At 68.8% G+C, this 23,356-nt stretch carries 16 protein-coding genes; 13 read left to right on the top strand and 3 right to left on the bottom strand.

Features of this window, described 5'->3' with window-relative positions; all coding sequences use genetic code 11:
- The first annotated feature begins 2 nt into the window (after positions 1-2).
- The 11 genes from JOF29_RS09895 to JOF29_RS09945 are packed head-to-tail and all read left to right on the top strand — an operon-like array spanning position 3 to position 15,463.
- Positions 3-1,001, top strand: coding sequence for an ABC transporter permease (locus JOF29_RS09895; RefSeq protein WP_209693905.1), 999 nt, complete (start codon positions 3-5; stop codon positions 999-1,001).
- 12 nt (positions 1,002-1,013) lie between these two features.
- Positions 1,014-2,138, top strand: a complete 1,125-nt coding sequence (locus JOF29_RS09900) for an ABC transporter permease (protein WP_209693906.1) — start codon at positions 1,014-1,016, stop codon at positions 2,136-2,138.
- An 8-nt stretch (positions 2,139-2,146) separates the two neighbouring features.
- Positions 2,147-3,145 carry an ABC transporter ATP-binding protein gene (locus JOF29_RS09905; protein WP_209693907.1) on the top strand — a complete coding sequence of 333 codons (999 nt, stop codon included), beginning with the start codon at positions 2,147-2,149 and terminating at the stop codon, positions 3,143-3,145.
- A complete protein-coding gene (locus tag JOF29_RS09910) occupies positions 3,142-4,149 on the top strand; it encodes an ABC transporter ATP-binding protein (RefSeq protein ID WP_209693908.1) in 1,008 nt (335 codons plus the stop codon). Before JOF29_RS09905 ends, JOF29_RS09910 begins: the two co-directional genes overlap by 4 nt.
- Before the next feature lie 13 nt (positions 4,150-4,162).
- The gene (locus JOF29_RS09915; RefSeq protein WP_209693909.1) at positions 4,163-5,743 is read left to right on the top strand and encodes an ABC transporter substrate-binding protein; all 1,581 of its coding nucleotides are present in this window, start codon (positions 4,163-4,165) and stop codon (positions 5,741-5,743) included.
- Entirely contained in the window at positions 5,740-6,894 is a 1,155-nt protein-coding gene (locus JOF29_RS09920) for a sialidase family protein (RefSeq protein WP_209693910.1), read from the top strand. Before JOF29_RS09915 ends, JOF29_RS09920 begins: the two co-directional genes overlap by 4 nt.
- Before the next feature lie 8 nt (positions 6,895-6,902).
- A complete protein-coding gene (locus JOF29_RS09925; RefSeq protein WP_209693911.1) occupies positions 6,903-8,300 on the top strand; it encodes a DUF5060 domain-containing protein in 1,398 nt (465 codons plus the stop codon).
- A complete protein-coding gene (locus JOF29_RS09930) occupies positions 8,297-9,472 on the top strand; it encodes a DUF5605 domain-containing protein (RefSeq protein ID WP_209693912.1) in 1,176 nt (391 codons plus the stop codon). The genes JOF29_RS09925 and JOF29_RS09930 overlap by 4 nt, the downstream gene beginning before the upstream one ends.
- Positions 9,472-11,526, top strand: a complete 2,055-nt coding sequence (locus JOF29_RS09935) for a hypothetical protein (RefSeq protein ID WP_209693913.1) — start codon at positions 9,472-9,474, stop codon at positions 11,524-11,526. Before JOF29_RS09930 ends, JOF29_RS09935 begins: the two co-directional genes overlap by 1 nt.
- Positions 11,519-12,700 (top strand): glycoside hydrolase family 28 protein, encoded by a 1,182-nt coding sequence (locus JOF29_RS09940; RefSeq protein ID WP_209693914.1) that lies wholly within the window; start codon positions 11,519-11,521, stop codon positions 12,698-12,700. The genes JOF29_RS09935 and JOF29_RS09940 overlap by 8 nt, the downstream gene beginning before the upstream one ends.
- Before the next feature lie 39 nt (positions 12,701-12,739).
- The gene (locus JOF29_RS09945) at positions 12,740-15,463 is read left to right on the top strand and encodes a glycoside hydrolase family 78 protein (protein WP_209693915.1); all 2,724 of its coding nucleotides are present in this window, start codon (positions 12,740-12,742) and stop codon (positions 15,461-15,463) included.
- A gap of 237 nt (positions 15,464-15,700) precedes the next feature.
- On the opposite strand, the gene JOF29_RS09950 is transcribed toward JOF29_RS09945, so the two are convergent.
- Entirely contained in the window at positions 15,701-16,705 is a 1,005-nt protein-coding gene (locus tag JOF29_RS09950) for a LacI family DNA-binding transcriptional regulator (protein WP_209693916.1), read from the bottom strand.
- Positions 16,706-16,884: 179 nt separating this feature from the next.
- Here JOF29_RS09950 and JOF29_RS09955 point away from each other — a divergent pair, with 179 nt between their 5' ends.
- Complete coding sequence (locus tag JOF29_RS09955; protein ID WP_209693917.1) at positions 16,885-19,329, top strand: pectinesterase family protein; 2,445 nt, start codon at positions 16,885-16,887, stop codon at positions 19,327-19,329.
- A 3-nt stretch (positions 19,330-19,332) separates the two neighbouring features.
- Positions 19,333-20,598: a hypothetical protein gene (locus JOF29_RS09960; RefSeq protein ID WP_209693918.1), complete on the top strand. Its 1,266-nt coding sequence runs from the start codon at positions 19,333-19,335 to the stop codon at positions 20,596-20,598.
- Here the strand turns inward: JOF29_RS09960 and JOF29_RS09965 are convergent.
- Complete coding sequence (locus JOF29_RS09965) at positions 20,595-21,869, bottom strand: glycoside hydrolase family 28 protein (protein ID WP_209693919.1); 1,275 nt, start codon at positions 21,867-21,869, stop codon at positions 20,595-20,597. The two genes, JOF29_RS09960 and JOF29_RS09965, sit on opposite strands and share 4 nt — an antisense overlap.
- Positions 21,866-23,353: a glycoside hydrolase family 28 protein gene (locus tag JOF29_RS09970; protein WP_209693920.1), complete on the bottom strand. Its 1,488-nt coding sequence runs from the start codon at positions 23,351-23,353 to the stop codon at positions 21,866-21,868. The genes JOF29_RS09965 and JOF29_RS09970 overlap by 4 nt, the downstream gene beginning before the upstream one ends.
- Between the last annotated feature and the right edge of the window lie 3 nt (positions 23,354-23,356).

The following is a 23,356-nucleotide window of genomic DNA, read 5'->3' on the forward strand; positions in this document are numbered from 1 at the left end:
CGATGCTGCGCTTCGTGGCCCGGCGGGTGGTCTGGATGTTCGTCACGCTGGCGGCGATCTCGTTCGTCACCTTCGTGGTGATCAAGCTTCCGCCGGGTGACTACACCACCACGGTGATCGCGAACGCGGAGGCCCGCGGCCAGGACATCCCGGACTCGCAGATCGCCGAGCTGAAACGGCACTACGGCCTCGACAAGCCGTTCATGGCACAGTACCTGACCTGGATCGGTGGCGTCGTACTGCACGGCGACCTCGGCCAGTCGTTCGCCTGGAACCAGTCGGTGTCGAGCCTGATCGGCAGCCGGGTACTGCTGTCCATGGTGCTGTCGATCGCCAGCCTGCTGTTCGTCTGGGCGATCGCGTTCCCGATCGGCATCTACTCCGCCCTGCGGCAGTACTCGGCCGGTGACTACGTCGCGTCGTTCCTCGGCTTCATCGGGATGGCCGTCCCGGAGTTCATGCTCGCGCTGGTCATGATGTACGTCGGGTTCCGGTACTTCGGGCAGAGCGTCGGTGGGCTGTTCTCACCGCAGTACGCCGATGCCGCCTGGAACCTGGGCAAGCTGCTCGACCTGCTCTCGCACCTGTGGGTCCCGATCGTGGTGGTCGGCGTGGCCGGCACCGCGGGCCTGATCCGGATCACCCGGGCGAATCTGCTCGACGAGCTGCACAAGCCGTACGTCGCGACTGCGCGGGCGAAGGGCCTGCCGGAGTGGAAGCTGCTGCTCAGGTACCCGGTCCGGATGTCGCTCAGCCCGTTCTTCAGCACGGTCGGCTGGCTGCTGCCCGGGCTGATCAGCGGCGAGACGATCGTCTCGGTCGTGATGAGCCTGCCGACCAGCGGCCCGCTGCTGCTCGGCGCGGTGAAGAGTCAGGACATGTACCTGGTCGGCAGCTTCGTGCTGATCCTCAGCACGCTGACGGTGATCGGCACGATGCTCAGCGACCTCGCACTGGCTTGGTGGGATCCGCGGATCCGCACCCGGTTCTCGAAGCGATAGGCAGGGACAACTATGGCCCAGCAGACCGAGGCCCTTCCGGTGACGCAAGAGGTGGTGAAGAGCCTCAGAGACCACGGCGCGCTGCCGCAGTGGCGGCTGATGTGGCGGCAGTTCCGGCGCCACCGGCTGGCGCTGATCGGCCTGATCGTGCTGATCCCGATCTACTTCGTCGCGGTCTTCGCGGGCTTCTTCGCACCCGCGAACGCCGACACCGCGCACACCGCGCTGCCGTACGCCCCGCCGCAGCTGGTGCACGTCTCCGCCGAGCACGGGATGTTCGTCTACGGATACTCGTCGACGCGGGACAAGGCGACGTTCGAGCAGACCTTCACCGTCGACCGGTCGAAGATCGTCGAGGTCGGGTTGTTCGTCCACGGCGACGTGTACTCGCTGCTCGGACCGATCAAGTCCGACATCCACCTGATCGGCCCGACGAACGCCGGCCAGCCGTTCTTCCTCGTCGGTGCCGACCAGTCCGGGCGGGACCTGTTGTCCCGGCTGATCCACGGCGCCCGGGTGTCGCTGTCGATCGGCCTGGTCGGGGTGTTCGCGAGCTTCCTGCTCGGCATGCTGATCGGCGGCATCTCCGGTTACCTCGGCGGTACCGTCGACAACCTGATCCAGCGGGTCATCGAGTTCATCATGTCGATCCCGACGCTGCCGCTGTGGATGGCGCTGTCGGCCGCGCTCCCCGGCGGCTGGGGACCGCTGACCAGGTACTTCGCGATCACCGTGATCCTGTCGCTGATCGGCTGGACCGGCCTGGCGCGCGACGTCCGTGGGCGGTTCCTGAGCCTGCGCGAGGAGGACTTCGTGATGGCCGCCCGGCTGGACGGGGTCGGCCGGACCGGGATCATCTTCGGTCACATGGTTCCGTCGTTCGCCAGCCACATCATCGCGTCGGTGTCGATGGCGGTACCGCGGATGATCCTCGGGGAGACCAGCCTGTCGTTCCTCGGCCTCGGCCTGCAGCCGCCCGCGGTCAGCTGGGGCGTCCTGCTCGAGGGCGCGCAGAACGTCCGTGCGGTCGCCACCGCCCCATGGCTGCTCACCCCGGGCCTCGCGGTCGTGGTCGTCGTACTCGCGATGAACTTCGTCGGCGACGGCCTCCGCGACGCCGCCGATCCCTACAAATAGGAGCTCTCATGCAACGGTTGCTGGAAGTTCGTGGGCTTCGGACGCATTTCGAGCTCGGCGACGGGGTCGTGAAGGCCGTCGACGGTGTCAGCCTGACAGTGCAGCGCGGCCGGACGCTGGCCGTGGTCGGGGAGTCCGGGTGCGGCAAGAGTGTCACCGCGCGGTCGATCCTGCGGCTGGTCGAGAAGCCGGCCAGGATCGTCGGCGGCGAGATCCTGCTGTACGACGACGCCTCCGACGCCGAGCCGCTCGACCTGCTGGCGGCGAAGGACAAGCGGCTCCGGCAGGTTCGCTGGGCCGACATCGCGATGGTGTTCCAGGAGCCGATGGCGTCGCTGAGCCTGGTGCACACGATCGGCGACCAGATCATCGAAGCGGTCCGGCTGCACGAGCACGTCGGCAAGCAGGCGGCCCGGGAGCGGGCGATCGAGATGCTCGACCGGGTCGGGATCCCGGACCCGAAGCGACGGGTGGACTCGTACCCGTTCGAGCTCAGCGGCGGCATGCGGCAACGGGCGATGATCGCGATGGCGCTGTCCTGCCGGCCGCGGCTGCTGATCGCCGACGAACCGACCACAGCGCTGGACGTCACCACGCAGGCCCAGATCCTGGACCTGCTGCAGGACCTCCAGGAGGAGCTCGGCATGGCGATCATGCTGATCACCCACGACCTCGGTGTCGCGGCGCAGGTCGCCGACGAGGTCGCGGTGATGTACCTCGGCGAGGTCGTCGAGCAGGGGCCGGCGTCCGCCGTACTGAGCAGGCCCAAACACCCTTATACGCAAGCACTTGTGCGTTCGGTGCCGAGGCTGGGGCAGAGCAGGCAGGACCGGTTGGTCGCCGTCCGGGGGACCGTGCCGCCGCCGTACGAACGCCCGTCGGGCTGCCGGTTCCATCCGCGGTGCGACGCGTTCATGGCCGGCAAGTGCGACACGACCGTGCCGGACCGGGTGCGCAGCGACGAGATCGACGTGGCGTGTCTGTTGTACGGCGAGGAGAAGTCATGAGCCTGTTGGAGACGCGCGGCCTGACCATGCACTTCCCGCTGAGCGGCGGGTTTCTCGGCCGGAACCGTGGGTATGTGAAGGCGGTCGACGGGGTCGACCTGTCGATCGAGGCCGGGCGGACGCTCGGGCTGGTCGGCGAGTCGGGCTGCGGCAAGACCACGCTCGGCCGCTGCATCGTGCGGGCGTACGAGCCGACGTCCGGCAGCATCATGTTCGACGGCGTCGACCTGGCGTCGCTGAGCGAGAAGCAGCTGAAGCCGTACCGTGCGCAGGTCCGGCTGATCTTCCAGGACCCGCACTCCTCGCTCGACCCGCGCAAGACGCTGCGCGACATCATCGCCGAGCCGTTGAAGGTCCAGGACGCCGGATCCCGCGACGAGATCGACGACAAGGTCGCCGCGCTGCTGCGCCGCGTCGGGCTGCGGGCGGAGTACGCGCACCGCTACCCGCACGCGTTCAGCGGGGGTGAGCGGCAGCGCGTGGTGATCGCCCGGGCGCTCGCGACCGAGCCGCGGCTGGTGGTCGCGGACGAGGCGGTCAGCGCGCTCGACGTGTCGGTCCGGGCCCAGATCCTCAACCTGCTCAGGGATCTGCAGGAGGAGTCCGGGCTCACCTACCTGTTCGTCTCCCACGACCTCGGCATCGTCGAGCACGTCGCCGACGACGTCGCGGTGATGTACGTCGGCAAGCTCGTCGAGAGCGCGTCGACCGAAGAGCTCTACACCAAGCCCCTGCACCCATACACCGAGGCGCTGCTCAGCGCCGTACCGGATCCCGATCCCACGTCGCGCGGACAGCGTGAGCGGATCAAGCTGCGCGGCGAGATCGCGGATCCCTCGAAGGTGCCGACCGGCTGCCCGTTCCATCCGCGCTGCGGGTACGCCGAGGACCGGTGCGCGACCGATGTGCCGCAGCTACGCGAGATCCGTGGCCGCAAGGTCGCCTGCCACCTCGCCGAACAGCTCGACCTGAAGGGTGTCCTCACGGCCACCACCGCCCCGTAAGAGAGGTCCTCCCATGTCCAAAAACCCCAACACCCCCGGCGTACCCCCGCACACCCCCGCCTCCGACGACCCGTCCGCCGCGTCCGGTGGACTGTCCCGGCGTGGGTTCGTGCGCAACGGCGCGCTGCTCGGCGGGCTTGCCGCCGCCTTCGGCGGTGTGCTTCCCGCGGGAACGGCCGCCGCTGCGACCACCAGTTCCACCACCGCGACGCCGCGCAGCGGCGTGAACTCCGCCACCGGCACCGTCGACATTCCGAACAAGTACAACAAGCCGTTCTCCGTGGCCGACGACGAGCTGTTCGTGTTCGCGGCCAACTTCAAACCGTTCGAGCTCGGCGGCGACGACGCCCCCGACCGGCAGGCGCAGGGCTTCTTCAACACCGTGTTCGGGGACGCGATCCGGGCCAAGTTCCCGAACCTCAAGATCAAGTACGCCACCTGGGACTACCCGATCCGGTACGAGGACATCGCCAAGGCCGGCCGGGTGCCCGACCTGATCCTGGAGGACCCGCGGCTGCGCATCGACCGGGACCTCGAGCCGCTCGGCTGGACCCAGGACATCACCGCGCTCGTCCAGGGCGCCGGCATCGACCTGACCAAGCTCAACCTGGGCGCGGTCGAGCAGCTCAAGTCCCGCTCGGACGGCGGCCTGTACGGCGTCCCGCTGTGGATCGACGAGAGCCTGCTGTTCTACAACAAGCTGATCTTCGACAAGTTCCGGGTGAAGTACCCGACGGTCGGCTCGACGTACGACGACGTGTACCGGACCGCGCAGAAGCTCACCCGGCAGGACGGGCTGGACTTCTACAAGGGCTACATGCAGCACCCGGACAACTACCTCGCGATGAACCAGCTCGGGCTCTACCCGTTCGTGCCCGGTTCCAGCGAGCAGCCGGCGCCGGAGGACGTCAAGGTGAACCTGACGACCGCGGACTGGAAGTCGATCGCGAACAACCTGTACCGGTTCCTGATGATCCCGCGGAACAACTTCACCACGGTGGACGACTTCTTCAAGGGCGACATGAGCTTCCCGGGCCACCTCGCGATGGCGGTGAACAGCCTGTCGAAGCTGAACGCGTACGCGCTCAGCCCGTACTACATCAAGCCCAGCGACGCGGCGAAGTACGCGGAGTGGGCGAAGAGCGTGAAGCTCGGCGTCACCTCGATGCCGGTGCTGTCCCGCGGGTCGAAGGCGATCTACCAGCCGGACACCCGGGCCGCGTTCGTCCCGCCGCAGTCCAAGCACCAGGACCAGGCGCTGGACGTGGTCAAGTACCTGGTCTCCGAGGAGATGCAGACCCGGATCTCGGCGTACGGCATGAAGGCGGTGCTGCCGACCGACGCGGTGGTGAACGCGTTCGGTACGTCGATCCCGGAGCTGTCGGCGGTCGACACGTCGGCGGTGTACTGGGGCGAGAACGCGGTGATCAAGAACTACAAGAACACCGAGTACTGGGACATCCCGCTGTACAAGGTGTTCCGGCAGCACGTGCTCAAGGACGGCATGGACGTCAACTCGTCGCTGCAGGTCGCCGAGCAGCAGGACATCCCGGACTACATCAAGGCGCAGGCAGCCGCCGGGTTCACATGGTGATCGACTCCAGGTTCGACGGCCGCATCCGTGAGGGTGCGGCCCTCCTGCCCACCCTCCATCCCGGTGACAGCCACGCCGTCACCCTGGTCGAAACCGCCGCCGGCGACCTGCTGTGCGCCTGGTTCAACGGCCCGGGGGAGGGTGAGCCCGACACCAACATCGTCCTGTCCCGGCTGCCTGCGGGCACAGACACCTGGCTGGAGCCGGTCCAGCTCTCCTCGGACCCGCACCGCTCGGAACAAAACCCGCTCCTCTTCGTCCCCCCGCCTCCGGCGGCGCGAGGCGTGGAAGCGCGGTCCCGCGCGGACGGACCGAGCGGTGCTGGGGTTGGCGCTGACGCGCCTGGCGGTGCTGGGGCTGGTGTGGTTTGGTTGCTGCATACGTCGAACGAGCCGCATGATCAGTCGACTTCGCGCGTCATCCGCCGGGTGTCCCGCGACGGCGGGCTCACCTGGGGGCGTAGTGAGGTGCTGTTCGATCAGCTGGGCAGCTTCATCCGGAATCCGATTGTTGTCCTGAGCAACGGCGACTGGTTGTTGCCGGCGTACGACTGTGACAAGAGCGCCGAGCGGACCGTGCTGGAACTGAGCACGGACCGCGGGGAGACCTGGTCGACGGTCGAGGTGCCGGAGGCGGTCGGGCAGGTGCAGATGAGTGTGGTCGAGTTGTCGCCGGGTGAGCTCGTCGGGTACTTCCGCAGCCGCGCCGCCGACCGCATCCACCGGTCGGTGTCGAAGGACAACGGCCGGACCTGGACCGCCCCCGAGAAGACCGCGCTGCCGAACAACAACTCCGCGATCCAGGTGCTCCGGCTGTCCGACGGCCGGCTCGTCATGGTGTTCAACGACTCGTCCGCGGAGCGCGACCAGTTCCGCTGGGTCGACGACGGCAAGGGCGGCGTACGCCGGAAGACCCTGCGCACGCCGCTCACGCTGGCGCTGTCCGAGGACGACGGCGCCACCTGGCCGTACTGGCGGAACCTGCAGGTGCAGGACGCCGAGTACCGCGACAACGAGTTCGGCTACTCGTACCCGACGCTGCTGCAGACCCGCGACGGCCGGCTGCACGTCGCGTACTCGTACCTGCGCAAGACCATCAAGCACGTGATCCTGGCGCCCGAGTGGATCCAGGCGGGAGACCGGTTGCCGTGACCAGTGCCATGAGTACCGAGAAGTGGGGCCTGTACGAGCTCACCCTGACCGGACCTGCCGAAGGTAACCCGTTCGCGGAGGTGGAGTTCCAGGTCACCTATCAGTTCCGGAACCGGATGGTGACCGTCGACGGCTTCTACGACGGCGACGGGACCTACCGCGCGCGGTTCTCACCGGACCGCGAAGGCGACTGGTCGTACATCACGTCCAGCTCGGCTGCGGACCTCGACGACCACCGGGGCACCTTCACCTGCACTCCGCCCGGTCCGGACAACCACGGTCCGGTCGAGGTACTTGGCAGGCACCACTTCTCCTACGCCGACGGCAGTCGCTACGACTGCATCGGTACCACGTGCTACCACTGGACGTACGAGACCAAGGAGCTCCAGGAGCTCACCCTGGAGTCGTTGCGCGAGGCACCTTTCGACAAGGTCCGGATGTGTCTTCTCCCGACGGACGGAATGCGTCCCGAGCGAGTGCCGTTCGTCGGCTCGACACCCGGCTCCGTCGACGTCGACCGGTACGACCCGGCGTTCTTCCGGCACTTCGAGAGCCGGGTCGCGGACTTGCTGGCGCTCGGCATCCAGGCGGACCTGATCCTGTTCCACCCGTACGACAAGGGCGCGTGGGGCTTCGACCGGATGACGCCCGCCCAGGACGCGGCCTACCTGCGGTACGTCGTCGCGCGGTTGGCGGCGTACCGGAACGTCTGGTGGTCGCTGTCGAACGAGTACGACTTCAACCGGCTCAAGACTGTGTCCGATTGGGACCGTCTGCTGCAGTTGGTGCAGCGGTACGACCCGTACCAGCGGCTCCGGTCGATCCACAACGGCACCAAGATGTACGAGGTCTTCACGCCGTACGACTTCGCCAAGCCGTGGATCACCCACCAGAGCGTGCAGCACTGGGACGGCGCCGAGACCGCGACCTGGCGGGACTGCCCGAAGCCGGTGGTGATCGACGAGATCGGGTACGAGGGCAACGCCGGCCGCCGCTGGGGCAACCTGACCGCGGACGAGCTGGTGCACCGGTTCTGGCAGGGGATGGCGCTCGGCGGGTACGTCGGGCACGGCGAGTCGTTCGTCGACCGCGAGACCCGGGCGTGGATCTCGGTCGGCGGCCGGCTGTACGGCGAGAGTCCGGAGCGGATCGACTTCCTGCGCGGGGTGTTCGCGGGGTTGCCGCGGCAGTCGGACGGCGAGGTCGACGGCGCCCGGTGCGTCCTGCACTACCTCGGCGACCGCCAACCGTCGGCCGTGGACCTCGACCTGCCGGCCGGTTCGCCGTTCCACTTCGACCTGATCGACAGCCGCGCGATGACCATCACCCCGCTGGCCGACTACTCCGGCCCGAGCCGCATCCCACTGCCTGCCACCCCGTACCTCGCCCTGAGAGGCACCCGATGACGTCAGTACCCCGCTGGGACGTGCTCGAACTCGCAATCGCTGAACCGATCATCTTCCAGCACACTTCCGGGGCGACCTCCTACGTTGAACCGTTCCCGGCATCCGACGGCTGGAAGCTGCGCTTCAGCCCGGACCTCGAAGGCCGGTGGTCGTACGTCGGCGGCTCGTTCGTGTGCACTCCGGCGACGTCCCGCGGCCCGGTGCGGCGGGCGGGTACGACGGTGCGCTGGGCGGACGGTACGCCGTACCACCCGCTCACCACCGAGTGGTTCGGCGAACCGGACCAATGGGCCGCCGCTCGTCTCGCGCTGGCCGCGTCTCCGTTCAACCGCGTCCGTCTGAAGGTCTCGCCCGCCCTCGAGGAACAGGTCCGCGACCTGCTGACCGCAGACATCGTCGCGGACGTACTACTGCCGCTCGACGAGGCCGTCGTCCGCGACACGGTCAACCGCCTCGCCGCCTTCCGCAACCTCACCTGGTGCCTGCAGCCGGCCGCCGACTCCCGCCGCCTCGCCGACTCCCGCCGGCTCGCCGAACTGATCGCGGAGCTGGACTCGAGCCGCCACCTGATCTCGATGCATGAGGCAACCGATCCCGGTCCGCTGTGGCTGACCCATCTCAGCGTGCGGCTGGAGAACGTGCGCGGCGTGTCCGCGCTCCGCCGCAACTACTCGAAGCCCGTCTTCGTGGACGCCTGCGGTCACGAAGGCAACGGCACCACCCCCGACACCAGCCTCCGCCCGGAAGAACTGCTTACCCGCATCTGGGAAGGAACCGTCCGCGGCGCCTACGTCACCCATGGCGAGTCGTACGTCGACGCGCCCTGGTCCGCCGGTGGTAGTCGGCCGACCGGGGTGGTCGCGCAGCGGCTGCGGTTGTTGCGGGAGGTGCTGGACGAGCTCCCCGACGGTGTCGAGCCGATCGACGACTACCGCGACGCCCCGACGCTGGCGGTGCCGGGGGAGTACTACCTGCAGTATCTCGGCGAGCACCAGTTCCCGGACCGCACGTTCACGCTCCCGCCCGGCGCGTACGACGTCGACGTACTGGACGTGTGGAACCACTCGGTACGCCGGACCCGCGAGAACGTCACTGATACTGGCCACGGCACGCTGACTGTCCGCCTCCCGGGGACGCAGTATCAGGCGATCCAGATCCGCCGGACGTCCTGATGCCCGCGCTCACCTCCGGCCCGCGCCAGGCCGAACTGCGCCGTACGCCCGACGGGGTCGTGCTGCGGCTCGGTCTGGTGGACGGCACGGCCTACCTGGAGCGCCCGCTCGCCGGGCTGCTCACGTATTCGGCCGGTCGCCCGTGGGAGCTGGCGGCGCCGCAGCCCGACGGGTGGTGGATCTCGTGCCGCGCCGGTGAGCATCGCGCGGGCTTCCGCACCGGACCGCTTGCGGTCGAGCTGCGGCTCTCGTTCGACACCTCGCATCGCTTGAACCTGGAGGTGCGCTGGCGAAACATCAGCCAGCGCCGGATCGCGGACCTTGCCGTCGGGCTGTTGCTGGATCTCGGTCGGGTGCAGGACAGCCGGCTGACGATCCCCGGCCTGATCTACAACGACAACCCGTCCGCGGACCCGCTGCGCGCCGTACCCAGGATCGGCCACACGCCCGGCGGCGGCTTCGTCGCCGAGGAGGACCGGCTGCCGATCCCCGGTATCAACCTGGAGTGGCGCGCCGGTCGTGACCGCCGCTGGTTGTCGGTGTTCTCCCGCCCGCAGGCGCGGCGCTCGGCCGACGGTCAGGTCCGGTACGGCTCGCTCGGGGTGATCCGGCAGGAAAGCCCGGTGATCGCGGCGCTCAGCGGCGTACTGATGTTCGACGGCAAGCAGGACGTCAGGTATGTCAGCAAGGCGGAAACGGCGGCGACCGACGATGGCTACCTCACGCTGCGGCCCGGCGAGGTCTACACGCAGCAGCTCGTCCTCGATTGGGGTCCGTTGGAGGTGCGCGGGCACGCGTTCCGGCACCTGGTCCACACCGGTCGTGCACTGTTCTCCTCGCCGGGTGCGAGCGGGCTGACCGTGGCGGAGTCGATCGCCTTGAAGACGGTTGCCATGGACAACAGGTGGCACAAGGACGGGTCTGTCGCCGGATATACCAAGTTCAGCGATATCCCGGGCAACGGGCCGGTCAAACCGACGCACTTCATGTACGGCTGGACCGGGCAGGCGCTCAAGCTGGCCTGGTGCGACGCGCAGCTCGGCTTCACCTCCCAGGACCGGCTGCGCATCGACCGTTGCCGCGCGGCCGTCGAGTTCTACCTGTCCGGCAGCCCGACGCCGACGCCCGGCCTGCGGCACAACGCATACCAGGTCGACACCCGTCGCTGGACGAGTTTCCGCACCGGCAGCCGACCGATGATCTCCAGCCGCGCCTACGGCGAGACGATCAGCGACCTGGCCGACGTGATCACTCTCTTCCGCCAGCACGACGAACCGGTACCGCTGTCGTGGCTGGACGCCCTCGAAGGGGCGATGCTCTTCCTGCGCAACGCCCAGTTGCCTGACGGCACGTTCCCGATCGGTTGGCGGCTCGACGGTACGCCGGCCGCGACGACCGTCTCCGCCGCCGGCATCCCGTGCGTACTCGCGGCACTCAAGGCATCCGACGTCCTCGGCCACCCCGGGTTGTTGTCCGACGCAACCACCTGGCTCTCCCGCTACCACGACCAGCATGCGCGGACCTTCGACCGCCCGTTCGCACGGTCCACGCTGGACGCGGCCTGCGAGGACAAAGAAGCCGGCATGTACTACTTCATGGCGGCCTACGAGCTCTTCCGCCGCACCAACGATCCGCTGTACGCCGGCTGGTGCGAGGTGGCCGCCGACTGGCTCCTGACCTGGGTGTACGTCTGGTCCCCGGAGCAGGACGCGGACGCGCCGCTGCACACGTCCGGGTTCAACACGATCGGCTGGCCGTCGGTCAGCGTGCAGAATCACCATCTCGACGCCTTCTTCCCGACGTACGAGCTGCTCGCCTTCGGCCTGGCGACCGACCGGCCCGAGTACGTCGCGGCAGCGCTTACCACGGTGCACGCCCTGACCCAGGGCATCGCGGCGAACCCGGGCGACTGGAACTTCCCGCTGCCCGGCGAGCAGGGCGAGGCCGTCTTCCAGACGCACTGGCAGCGCCGCGGCCACACGAACACCTGGAACCCGAGCTGGGTGATCGCTGTCCCACTTGCCAACGCCCTCCGCATCCAGGCTCATGACTGACCGGGTGATCACCGACTTCGGGGCGTCGCCCGGAGCGGACTGTTCGGAAGCCGTCGCGCGGGCGATCGAGGCCGGCGGGCGGGTCGTGGTACCGCCGGGCGACTTCCTGACCGGACCGATGCGGCTGCGCAGCAACGTCGAGCTGCATGTGTCGGCAGGCGCGACGCTGCGCTTCCACACCGACGCGACGACGTACCCCATCGTCCGCACGCGTTGGCAGGGCATCGAGTGCTTCAGCCACTCTCCGCTGATCTACGCCTACGGCGAGACCGACGTCGCGATCACCGGGACCGGGACGCTCGACGGCGGCGCGAGTACGGCCAACTGGTGGAGCAGCACCCGCCCGCGCACCGACTGGCAGCGGCTCGTGCAGATGGCCGACGACGGCGTACCGGTCGAGGAACGCGTGTTCGCGCCGGGCCACGGGTTTCGCCCGAGCTTCGTGCAGCCGTACGAGTGCCGGCGGGTCCGGATCGAGGACGTCCGGATCGTCAACGCTCCGATGTGGGTGGTGCATCCGGTGTTCTGCACCGACGTCCTGGTGCGCGGCGTCACGGTCGACTCGCTCGGCCCGAACAACGACGGCTGCAATCCCGACTCGTGCGAGGACGTGGTCATCACCGGCTGCTCGTTCACGACCGGCGACGACTGTATCGCGATCAAGTCCGGCCGCGACAGCGACGGCCGCCGGGTCGCGCGTCCGTCCCGGAACATCCTGATCGAGTCCTGCCGTTTCACCGCCGGACACGGCGCGTTGACGATCGGCAGCGAGGCGTCCGGCGGTGTCCACAACGTCCATGCGCAGGACCTGCGCGTCACCGGCACCGACCACGCGATCCGTGTCAAGACGAACTCCGCCCGCGGCGGCCGCATCGAAAACCTCACCGCCACGAACCTCACCGCGAACGCCCTCACCACGTCCGTCGTACTCATCACCACCCGGCACGCCGAACCGGACCCGCCGGGCGAGCACGCTCCCGTCGTACGCAACATCACCATCACCAACCTGACAGCTCATTCCACACCTCGCACGGTAGAGATCATCGACAGTCCGCGGGCTCCGGTCGAAGGCTTCACCCTGGCTTCGACGCAACCCGGTGAGCCGGCCGCTTCCGCACCAGTCTCCGTCACCGATCGTCAAGAAAACAAGGCGGATCGGCCAGCCTGTGGATAGCCGGTTGACATCGGGACCGGAGGAGGCAAAGGTTTTCCCATGGTGACCAACTGGGTGCTGTCCGACGCGCCGGCCGTGGCGGATCTGACCAGGCTGACGGCGTACGACCTGCGCTGTGAACACCGCGTCGAGCCGCTCGGCATCGGTACGCGGCGGCCGCGGCTGAGCTGGCGGCTCGCGTCTCCGGCCCGCGGCGACCGGCAGGACGCGTTCCGCGTGCAGGTGCTGCGCGACGGCGTGCAGGTGTGGGACAGCGGATGGCGGTCCGAGTGGGAGACGTACGTCGACCACGGAGGCGCGCCGTTGACCTCGCAGACCGACTATGTGTGGCAACTGTCGGTGCGAGACGCGGCCGGGGAGGTGACCAGCGCCGAGGCGACGTTCGCGACCGGGCTCTTCCACGACGACGAGTGGGAGGCGCACTGGATCGAGCACGACTACGAGACCGACCCGTACTTCGAGCCGCCGGTCGACCGCCAGGAGCCGCGAACGGTGCGCCAGGCAACGATCGCACCGCCGAGGCACTACCGGCGCTCGTTCGAGCTGACCCGGCCGATCAGCCGGGCGCGGGTCTACGTGACCGCGCACGGGCTGTACCAGTTCAGCGCGAACGGCCAGCGGATCGGGAACGACGAGCTGACGCCAGGGTGGACCGATTATCGCGAGCGGGTCGCCTACCAGACGTACGACGTGACCGGCCTGCTGCACGAGGGCGAGAACGTCATCGGTGCGGTGCTCGGTGAGGGCTGGTGGTCCGGGTACGTCGGCTGGGACACCCGGAGCCACGCGCACCACTACGGCAAGAAGCCGCAGCTCCTGGCGCAACTCGTCGTCGACCACCCGGACGGTTCGCGGACCGTGGTGGCGACCGACGGGCGCTGGGTCGAGCGTGTCGGGCCGATCCGGTTCGCGGACCTGCTGATGGGGGAGTCGTACGACGCCCGCCTCGAGCTCGGCGACTGGTCGAGCCCGGGGTACGACGCGAGCGACTGGGCGCCGGCGGGTGACCTCGGTGGCGACGTGTCGACGCTGATCGCCGCGACGACCGATCCGGTGCGGGTCACGGAGGAGGTGCCGGCGGTCGCCGTGACAGCGCTCGAATCAGGGCGTTTCATCGTCGATCTCGGGCAGAACGTCGCGGGCCGGGTGCGGTTGCGGGTGCGCGGAGCCCAGGCCGGTCAGCAGATCCGGTTGCGGCACGGCGAGATGCTGCAGGCCGACGGCTCGTTGTACACCGCGAACCTGCGGACCGCCGACGCGACCGACTACTTCGTCAGCGCGGGTGCGGACGAGGAGTTCTTCGAGCCGATCTTCACCGTGCACGGGTTCCGCTACGTCGAGGTCGACGGGTATCCGGGCGAGTTGACCGCGGACGACGTCGTCGGCCAGGTGCTGCACTCCGACACCCCGGTCGCGGGGCGGTTCGAGTGTTCGGACGCGGGCGTCAACCAGTTGCTGAGCAACATCCGGTGGGGTCAGCGGGGCAACTTCGTCAGCGTGCCGACCGACTGCCCGCAGCGCGACGAGCGGCTCGGCTGGACGGCGGACGCGCAGATCTTCCTGCCGACCGCGGCGTACCAGGCCGACGTACTGACGTTCTTCGAGAACTGGTTCGCGGATCTCGCGGTCGCGCAGACCGGCGAGGGCGCCATCCCGGACGTCATCCCGCACGTCATCACCGGCCGGCACGGGACACCTGCCTGGGCGGACGCCGCGACGATCGTGCCGTGGACGCTGTACCGGATCTACGGCGACGAGCGGGTGCTGCGGACCGCGTGGCCGGTCATGCGGCGCTGGGTCGACTACGTGCACCGGGCGAACCCGGACCTGATCTGGCGGCACCGGACGAGCGGGCACTACGGCGACTGGTTGCAGGTCGGCGTGGTGACGGACCGGGACCTGCTCGCGACGGCGTACTTCGCGCGGAGTGTGGAGTTCACGGCGGCGGCGGCTCGGGTGCTCGGGCTGGCCGACGAGGCGGCGGCGTACAGCGAGCTGTGGGAGAAGGTCAGGGCGGCCTTCGTCGCGGAGTTCGTGGATGCCGAGGGCAAGCTTCGTGGGGATACGCAGACCGGGTACCTGCTGCCGTTGGCGTTCGGGTTGCTGGACGAGCAGGCTGAGCAGACAGCGGTGAAGCAGCTGGTCGCCGACCTCGAGCGGCGCGGGCGGTCGCTGACCACCGGATTCGCCGGGGTGGCGCTGCTGTGCCCGATGCTGACGAAGTACGGGCACGCCGACCTGGCGTACGACCTGCTGCACGACGACCGGTACCCCTCGTGGGGGTACTCGATCAAGCACGGCGCGACGACCATCTGGGAACGCTGGGACGGCTGGACCGAGGAGAACGGGTTCGGCCCGGTCGCGATGAACTCGTTCAACCACTACTCGCTCGGCTCCGTCGGAGAATGGCTGTACGCCGACGTCGCCGGGATCAGCCAGTCACCGGAGTCCGTCGGCTTCCGCGACCTGGTCATCAACCCGCACCCCGGCGGCCGCCTCACCTGGGCCAAGGCGTCCTACGACACCCCCACCGGTCGCGTATCCACCCACTGGCAGCTCAGCGACGGCGCCTTCACCCTCGACGTCACGATCCCACCCGGCGCCACCGCCACCATCCACATCCCCACCTCTGCCCCCGACTCCGTCGAGGAGAGCGGCCACCCACTCACAACCGCCGAAGGCCTCACCCCGCTGGAACCCACACCCACCACAGCCATCTGCCGAGCCCACCCCGGCACCTACCGCTTCACCACCCCTGCTTGACCCGGCGCCCTGGTGTGACCCACGCGCCCGCCACTGGCGCGCACACGAGTGGATATCCGCTCGGCTTGGGGGTTCTCCGCTGGTATGCGGGTGGAGAACCCGCAACGCGAGTGGATATCCGGCCGTGTGGGACGCCGGGTGGCCCCGGGACCGGGGCCACCCGGGGCGTGGGGCTAACTCGCGGTTGGGCAGGCCGGGGGCGCTGCCTCGGAAGGTGCGGATCGTCCGGGGGTGGGGTTAGCGCCGGGGGGAGTGGCGGGGTGGGGGTGCTGTCGAGGCGCGGACCACGAGTTCGCCGCGGATGTGGGTGGTGGCGGTGGAGGGCTTCGGGGCGAAGCGGGACCAGGCCTGGCGGCCGACCTCGACGGTGGAGACGGCGTACGTGGTGAGGCCGGGATCGGTGTGGGCGCTCATCGGGGCATCGTCGATGCCGGCGACCGACAGGTCGTGCGGGACCGACAGGCCGAGTTCGCGGAGGCGGCTGAGGACGCCGACGGCGACGTGGTCGTTGAAGCAGATGATCGCGGTCGGCTTGTACGTCAGCGCCTCCTCGACCGCCTCCCGCCCGTCGGCGAGCGTGGACCCGCACGGCACCCGGAAAATGGTCAGACCGGACGCCTCCGGCGAGCGGAACCCGCGCTGGCGTTGCTGGTCCGACCACGCCGCGGTCGGCCCCTGCAGGTACGCGATCCGCTTGTGCCCGAGCGCCGCGAGATGCTCGCACAGCGCCCGGACGCCGAGGTGGTAGTCGACGACCACCGAGCCGACCGCGTGATGACGCAGTACCCGGTTGATCAGCACCAGCCGGCGCGCGGCCTCCGCGACCTCGCGGAGCCGGGGCGTACTCATCCGCGGCGCGCACAGCAACAGCCCGTCGACCCAGCGGGCTAGCTCGATCGCGGACCGGTACTCCTGCTCCGGGTCCTCGTCGGTGCCGGCCACCAGCGTGTGGTGCTGCTCGGCCGCCGCCTCGGCCGCGAACCCCTTGAGGATCTCCGCGAAGTACGAATTGCCGAGATCCGGTACGACGACGCCGACCGTGCGGCTGCTTCCGCGCAGCAGGGTCTGGGCGGCTGGGTTCGGCCGGTAGCCGACGTCGTTCGCGGCCGCGCGGACCCGCTCGGTGACCCCCGGCGACACCGGCTTGCCGCCGCTCAGCACCCGCGACACGGTCGCCGTCGACACCTCGGCCAGCCGCGCCACGTCGTGAATCGTGGCCCGGGCTGCAGTCGGCTCTCTCACCAGCCCATTGGACCATGACGACGGCGCGGATCGCTGCCATTCGGGCGATGTAAACCTTTTCCCGATTTCCCCCGACGAACCCTTGACGCCGCCGCGGCACGCTGCGACGGTTGGCAGGAAAAGGATTACCCTGCCACCGCCCCGGGCTCTCCGCGCGGTGGTCTGCGCGAGGAGACGCCGTGCGAAATCGTCTGATCAGCTGGTGCCTGGTGGTTCTCGTCGGAGCCGGTCTGCTGACGCTGTCCGCCGGTCCGGCCACCGCGGCGAACCCGGCGACCTACGGACCGTTCGATCCGCGGATCGAGCTCGCCGGCCATTGGGGCCGCGACGACGACACCGCGATCACCGTGAACTCCGGATCGTCGGTCCGTCTCCGGTTCACCGGATCCCACCTCGGAGCGCTGTTCGACACCTCGTCGATCACCGTCCCGGCCCAGCTGTACGTCGCGATCGACGGCCAGGCGCCCGTGCTGCAGAAGGCCGACGCCGACCACAAGGTGTTCGCCGACGACCTCGACCCGGCCGTCGCGCACACGGCGGAGCTGCTGGTCAAGGACGTCGACGAGTACGAGAACCGCTGGAACGTCCCGCTGCAGACCGGGATCGTGCTGAAGAAGCTCGAGCTCGCCCCGGACGCGAAACTGATCCCGCTGCCGACCACCTCCGAGCACCGCATCGAGTTCTACGGCGACTCGATCACCCAGGGCGTGATGGCGCTCTGCCCGGAGCTCGGCACCGACTGCGCGGACGGCACCAAGGCGTACCCGCACCTGGTCGGCGAGGCGTTCGGCGCGGACACCAACCAGGTCGGCTTCGGCAAGCAGGGCATCCTGCAGCCGGGGCACGGCAACGTCGGTACGGCGGCCGACTCGTTCGGCTGGAACCTCGCCGGCTTCCCCGCGGACGGGTTCGACCCGGGCGCGGTCGTCGTCAACTTCGGCACGAACGACGCGGCGTACGGGAGCGCGGAGTTCACCGCGGGGTATGTCGCGTATCTGCGGAGGATCCGGGCGGCCGATCCGAAGGCGCTGATCGTTGCCCTGCGCCCTTTCAACGGGACGCATGCGGGCGACATCAATGCGGCGGTTGCGGCGACGAAGGATCGTCGGATCGTGTACGTCGACACGACGGACTGGCTGGGGGCGGGTGACTTCAACGGCAGTACGCATCCGAATGTGCAGGGGCATCAGGTTGCTGCTGCCAAGTTGACTGCCGTGTTGAAGGGGCTCACCGGGTGGGCTACTGGGGCGGCTGGTGCGGCGACACTTTCGCCGCAAGGGCCTGAGAACGCGACGTGTTCGGATACGGCGTTGAGTATGAGCTTTCAGGGGCCGGTGCAGCTCGGGGTGAGTGGGAAGGTGCAGATCCACAAGGCGAACGGTGACGTCGTGGACACCGTCAGCCTGGCGGAGCTGGCGTCGTACCAGCGGACTGTTGGTGGGGCGCGGACGGACTTCGATCAAGTGCATGTGTGGATGTACCAGGCGGTTGTGGTCGATGGGCGGACGGTCACTGTGTATCCGCACCGGCGGCTTGCGGGTGGGCAGGTGTACTACGTGACGGTCGACCCCGGGTTCGTGGTCGGGGATCATGGTGTGAGTGGGGTGAATCCGTGGAGGTTCCGGACGCGGCAAGATCCCGGGACTGACGAGAAGCTGCGCGTGGACGCGCATGGGAGCGGGGACTTCTGCACCGTGCAGGGGGCGATCGACTTCGTCGGGGAGGGGGAGAAGGCGACGATCGAGGTGGCGCCTGGGTTGTACAGGGAGCTGGTCTGGGTGCCGCCGACCAAGCCGGGGTTGACGATTCGTGGGGCGGGCGCCGGCCGGACCGTGATCGGGTATCCGAACAACAACCTGCTGAACGGCGACTCCGCGATGGGCAGCGTGCCGCAGGAGCAGTCGTACTGTCAGCGTCGCGTGATCCCGCAGTCCGACCGCTACAACTGCTGGCGTGCCGCGATGGGTGTGTTCGCCGACGACTTCACGCTGTCGGACGTGACGGTGCAGAACCTCACGCCGTACCGCGGCTCGCAGGCCGAGGCGTTCTTCGGGAACGGGGACCGGATGGTGCTTGCGCGGGTCCGCGTCCTCGGGTACCAGGACAGCCTGCGGTTGCAGGGCAAGGCGTTCGTGACGAACAGCTACATCGAGGGTGATGTGGACTTCGTCTGGGGGACCGGCGGCGTGTTCATGCAGGACTCCGAGCTGAAGGCGCTGCACGAGGGGTACTACAACCAGGTCCGCAACATCGACAACGGACCCGGCAACGTCTTCGTCCGGGTCCGGCTGACCCGGGCGCCGGGGCTGGCCGACGACAGCGTCTACCTGGCTCGCGCCGAGCTCGGCCGGTTCCCGACGAGTCAGGTGGTGTTCATCGACTCCGCGATGGACAGCCACGTGAAGACGACCGGCTGGCAGCTCACCAGCCCCAACGACTGCGCGGCCGCCGGGCAGATCCGGTTCTGGGAGTACCACAGCACCGACCTGGCCGGCCGGCCGCTCGACACCACCGCACGACTCGCGTGTTCCCGGCGGCTCAGCGACGAGGAGGCCGCACAGTTGCGCGACCCGTCGTACGTGTTCGCCGGCTGGCACCCGGTCGTTCCCCGCCCCGAAAGGTAGTCCATGATGAAGAACGTCAACCGCCGGACCGTTCTCGGAGGTGCTCTCGCCGTGACCGCAGGCACCGCAACCGGCTGGCCGTCGAACGCCGCCGCCAGCGAGGTACCGGCTGGAGCTGTACCGGCTGGAGGTGTGCCGGCTGGAGGTGTGCAGCCGCACCCGGCGCCGCGTCCTGTCGCGCCGGTGAATCAGGAGATCGCCGCCGCGCACGCGGCGACGTACAAGACTCTGCCGCAGGTTGTCGTCGGCGTGGATGTGGAAGATCTGATGAAGATCCACACGGCGGCCGATGCGGATGCGCTCCGTCCGCAGCTGGTTGCACAGGTGTGGAAGGACACCGGCGTACTCCCGACCGCGCTGCCCACTGTGACACGCGACGTCGGAGCACCGTCCCTGCTACCGGCGTTCACCGGCGTACGGCGGTACGACAAGCTCGACGTACCGATGGAGTTCGGGTACGTCTCCACGGTGTACCTGCTCGAGCCGACGCAGTCCACGCATCGCCGGGTCGCGTTCTACCACAACGGGCACGGTGAGGGACCGGAGACGATGCAGCCGGTCACCCAGGCGCTGCTCGACCGCGGGTACACCGTGCTGCTGTTCGCGATGCCGTTCTACCACTGGAACCCGAAGACCCTGCAGGACCCAGCTGACCCGACCAAGGTGCTGCAGCCGTCGCACAACGACCTGCCGCAGTGGGCCTCGGACAAGTACTCACCGCTGGCACTGTTCCTCACGCCGTTGTCGGTCGCGATGAACCACGTGCAGGCGACGTACCGCCCGTCGTCCGTGCAGATGGTCGGACTGTCCGGCGGCGGCTGGGCGACGACCGTGTACCCGGCGCTGGACACGCGGATCACCCGGTCGTACCCGGCCGCCGGCTCACTGCCGTTCTTCGTCCGGCCCGGGTCGCCGAAGCCGAGCCCGACGCGGGGCGACTGGGAGCAGCGGCTGGACATGCAGCCCGGGTTCTACGGGCTGGCCGACTTCCCGGACTTCTACGCGCTTGCGTCCATCGGGCGGAACCGGCGGCAGCTCCAGATCCTGAACCGGTTCGACGACTGCTGTTTCAACGGGGTCGGTCACCGGTCGTACGAAGCGGCTGTCCGGCAGCGGATCGCCGTCATCGGTACCGATGACGTCAGCAACGAGTCGAACGGCCACTGGGAGCTGCTCGAGGACGCCACCCACCAGATGCACGCGATCAGCCCGTACGCGCTGTCCGTGATCCTGTGGGACCTCGACGTCCATTGCGCCCATCTGCCCTAGCGGATCTGGTGGACGTCCTTCACCGGGTGACCGTTGACCTTGACGTTGTCGAAGCTCAGTGCCGTGTGCTGCACGGTGCTGGGCTGGTCGACGGTGAAGGCGCAGTCGACCAGCCGGAAGTCCTCGATCCGCGAGTGCCGGTAGCCGCGCAGCAGCAGCGCGTTCCGGGCGTGCTCGACGGTGATGCCGCGGAGCTCGACATTCCGGACGGACGGAGTCAGCGGGCCGGCGTCGCCCTCGCCGCGGTAGAAGTTGCACTGGACAACTTCCTTGGTGACCGCGGCGACCGTGAGGTCACGCAGGTACACGTTCTCCACGAAGCCGCCGCGGACCGCGTTGGACTTGATGTACAGGGCGAAGTACGGCCCGTCGATCCGGCAGTTCCGTACGTAGACGTTGCGGATCCCGCCGGTGAGGTCCGAGCCGAGGGTGATCGCGCCGTACTTGACCCGCAGCTCGCAGCCCTCGATCAGCACGTCCTCGGTCGGTACGCCGACCCGCAGCCCGTCGGCCTCGCGCCCGGACTTGAGGGCGATGCAGTCGTCGCCGGCGTCGACGACGCAGCCGCTGACGACGACCGAACGGCAGGACTCGAGGTCGATCCCGTCGTTGTTCGGGCCCTGCGAGTCGAGGACGAGGTCGCGGATCGTCACGTTGCGGCACAGCACGGGGTGGATCTGCCAGAACGGTGAGCGAACCACGGTGACACCCTCGATCAGGACGTTGGTGCAGTTGTACGGCTGCACGAAGCTGGATCGCAGCCGGGTGCCGACGATGCGTTCCTCGAGGGGTACGCCGAAGAAGCTCTGCTCCCGCAAGACCTTGAACTCTTCGTCGCACTCGTGGAACCACTGCCACCAACTGCTCCACGAGCCTTGCCCGTCCAGTGTGCCCGTGCCGGTGATCGCGATGTCGGTGCAGTTGTTCGCGTAGATCATCGGGGCATGGTTGAGGACTTCGAGGCCCTCGTAGCGCGTTTCGACCAGCGGGAGGTAGTCGGCCGGGTCGGTGCTGAAGCTGAGGGTGGCGCCCGCGCTGACGTGCAGTTCGACGTACGACAGTAGGCGGATCCCGGTGGTGTGCCAGCGCCCGGGCGGTACGACGACGCGCCCGCCGCCGGACGCGTTGCACGCCTCGACGGCGGCGGCGATTCCGGGGCCGGCGTTCGCCTCGGTGGCGCCGTACGACGTGATCGGGAAGTCGACGGCGGGGAAGACCGGCGGCCGGACGGCGGCCTGGATCCGGTCGGCGTCGGCCCAGCCGGCTTTCACAGGAGCTGCGCCGGATCCGTGATGAGCTGCCCGTTGACGGTGAAGTTGCGGAACGTCAGCTCGGTGTCCTGGATCGAGCTCGCGGCGTCGATGCTGGTGTAGGTGCAGTCGATCAGCCGGAAGTCCTGGATCGGGGAGCGCGGGTAGCCGAAGATCGAGAACGCGTTCCGGGCATGGCCGACGTTGACGTTGCGCAGTTCGACGTTGCGCACCCGCGGCGTCAGCGGGCCGGTGTCGCCCTCGCTGCGGTAGAAGTTGCAGGAGACCACTTCCTTGGTCAGGTTCGAGATCTCCAGGTCGCGGAGGTAGATGTTCTCGGCGAAGCCGCCGCGGACCGAGTTGGTCTTGATGTACAGGCCGAAGTACAGGTTCGGGCTGCCGATCGTGCAGTTCCGGACGAACACGTTCCGGACGCCGCCGGTCATCTCGCTGCCGATCGTGATCGCGCCGTACCGGATGTTCAGCGTGCAGTCCTCGATCAGGACGTTCTCCGACGGTACGGCGATCCGCAGGCCGTCGGCGCCCTTGCCGGACTTGATCGCGATGCAGTCGTCGCCGCAGTCCAGCGTGCAGTTCTGGATGTGCACGTACTGCGAGCTCTCCGGGTCGATGCCGTCGTTGTTCGGGCCGCGGCTGTCGATGTGTACGCCGCGGACGGTGATGTTGCGGGACAGTACCGGGTGGATCTCCCAGAACGGCGAGCGGACGATCGTCACGCCCTCGATCAGCACGTTGCGGCAGGACTGGGTCTCGATGAACGCGGCGCGGAGGTGGTGGCCGGCGCCGAAGACGCGATCCTTCACCGGTACGCCGGATTCCGCCAGCTGGGTGAGTGCCTGGGCGTCCGGGCCGGACGGGGTGACCCAGGACCACCAGTTGTCCCAGGTCGCACCGCCGTCGAGGGTCCCGCCGCCGGTGACGGCGATGTTCTCGCAGTCGCGGGCGTAGATGAGCGGGGAGTAGTTCATGCACTCCTGACCCTCGAAGCGGGTGAGGACGACGGGAAGGTAGTCGCTTGGGTCGGTGCTGAACAGCAGGGTGGCGCCGGTGGACACGCACAGGTTCACGTTGGACTTGAGGTGGATAGCCCCGGTGAGAAAGGTGCCCGCCGGCACCACGACCCGCCCGCCGCCCGCCCGGTGACACGCGTCGATCGCCTCCGCAATCGCCTCCGTAGCAAGCGTGGTCCCGTCCCCGACGGCGCCAAACGTGGTGATGGAGAAGTCACGCGCCCGAAACCGTGGCGGACGAGTGTTGGCGAGAATCCGCCCAACCTGCCCCCACCCGGGCCCCGGGTCGGCAAGACCCACCCCACCCGCGACCCCGACCTCCCCACCTGCGGCACCACCTCCCGCTCCCGCGTCTGCGGCGCCTCCCGCTCCACCTGCGCCTGCGGCGCTGCCCACCGCGCCTCCCGCGCCTGCGGCGGTGGCGGCGACGGCTCCGCCGAGGCGGAGGAAGTTCTTGCGGGTCAGGTTGTTCATGGG

The organism is Kribbella aluminosa, assembly GCF_017876295.1.
Classification (GTDB): Bacteria; Actinomycetota; Actinomycetes; order Propionibacteriales; family Kribbellaceae; genus Kribbella; species Kribbella aluminosa.

Coding starts and splice junctions, on each gene's coding strand:
- JOF29_RS09945 (WP_209693915.1), top strand. CDS start 12,740: ATGGTGACCAACTGGGTGCTGTCCGACGCGCCGGCCGTGGCGGATCTG.
- JOF29_RS09970 (WP_209693920.1), bottom strand. CDS start 23,353: ATGAACAACCTGACCCGCAAGAACTTCCTCCGCCTCGGCGGAGCCGTC.
- JOF29_RS09960 (WP_209693918.1), top strand. CDS start 19,333: ATGATGAAGAACGTCAACCGCCGGACCGTTCTCGGAGGTGCTCTCGCC.
- JOF29_RS09905 (WP_209693907.1), top strand. CDS start 2,147: ATGCAACGGTTGCTGGAAGTTCGTGGGCTTCGGACGCATTTCGAGCTC.
- JOF29_RS09895 (WP_209693905.1), top strand. CDS start 3: ATGCTGCGCTTCGTGGCCCGGCGGGTGGTCTGGATGTTCGTCACGCTG.
- JOF29_RS09915 (WP_209693909.1), top strand. CDS start 4,163: ATGTCCAAAAACCCCAACACCCCCGGCGTACCCCCGCACACCCCCGCC.
- JOF29_RS09940 (WP_209693914.1), top strand. CDS start 11,519: ATGACTGACCGGGTGATCACCGACTTCGGGGCGTCGCCCGGAGCGGAC.
- JOF29_RS09925 (WP_209693911.1), top strand. CDS start 6,903: ATGAGTACCGAGAAGTGGGGCCTGTACGAGCTCACCCTGACCGGACCT.
- JOF29_RS09935 (WP_209693913.1), top strand. CDS start 9,472: ATGCCCGCGCTCACCTCCGGCCCGCGCCAGGCCGAACTGCGCCGTACG.
- JOF29_RS09930 (WP_209693912.1), top strand. CDS start 8,297: ATGACGTCAGTACCCCGCTGGGACGTGCTCGAACTCGCAATCGCTGAA.
- JOF29_RS09900 (WP_209693906.1), top strand. CDS start 1,014: ATGGCCCAGCAGACCGAGGCCCTTCCGGTGACGCAAGAGGTGGTGAAG.
- JOF29_RS09910 (WP_209693908.1), top strand. CDS start 3,142: ATGAGCCTGTTGGAGACGCGCGGCCTGACCATGCACTTCCCGCTGAGC.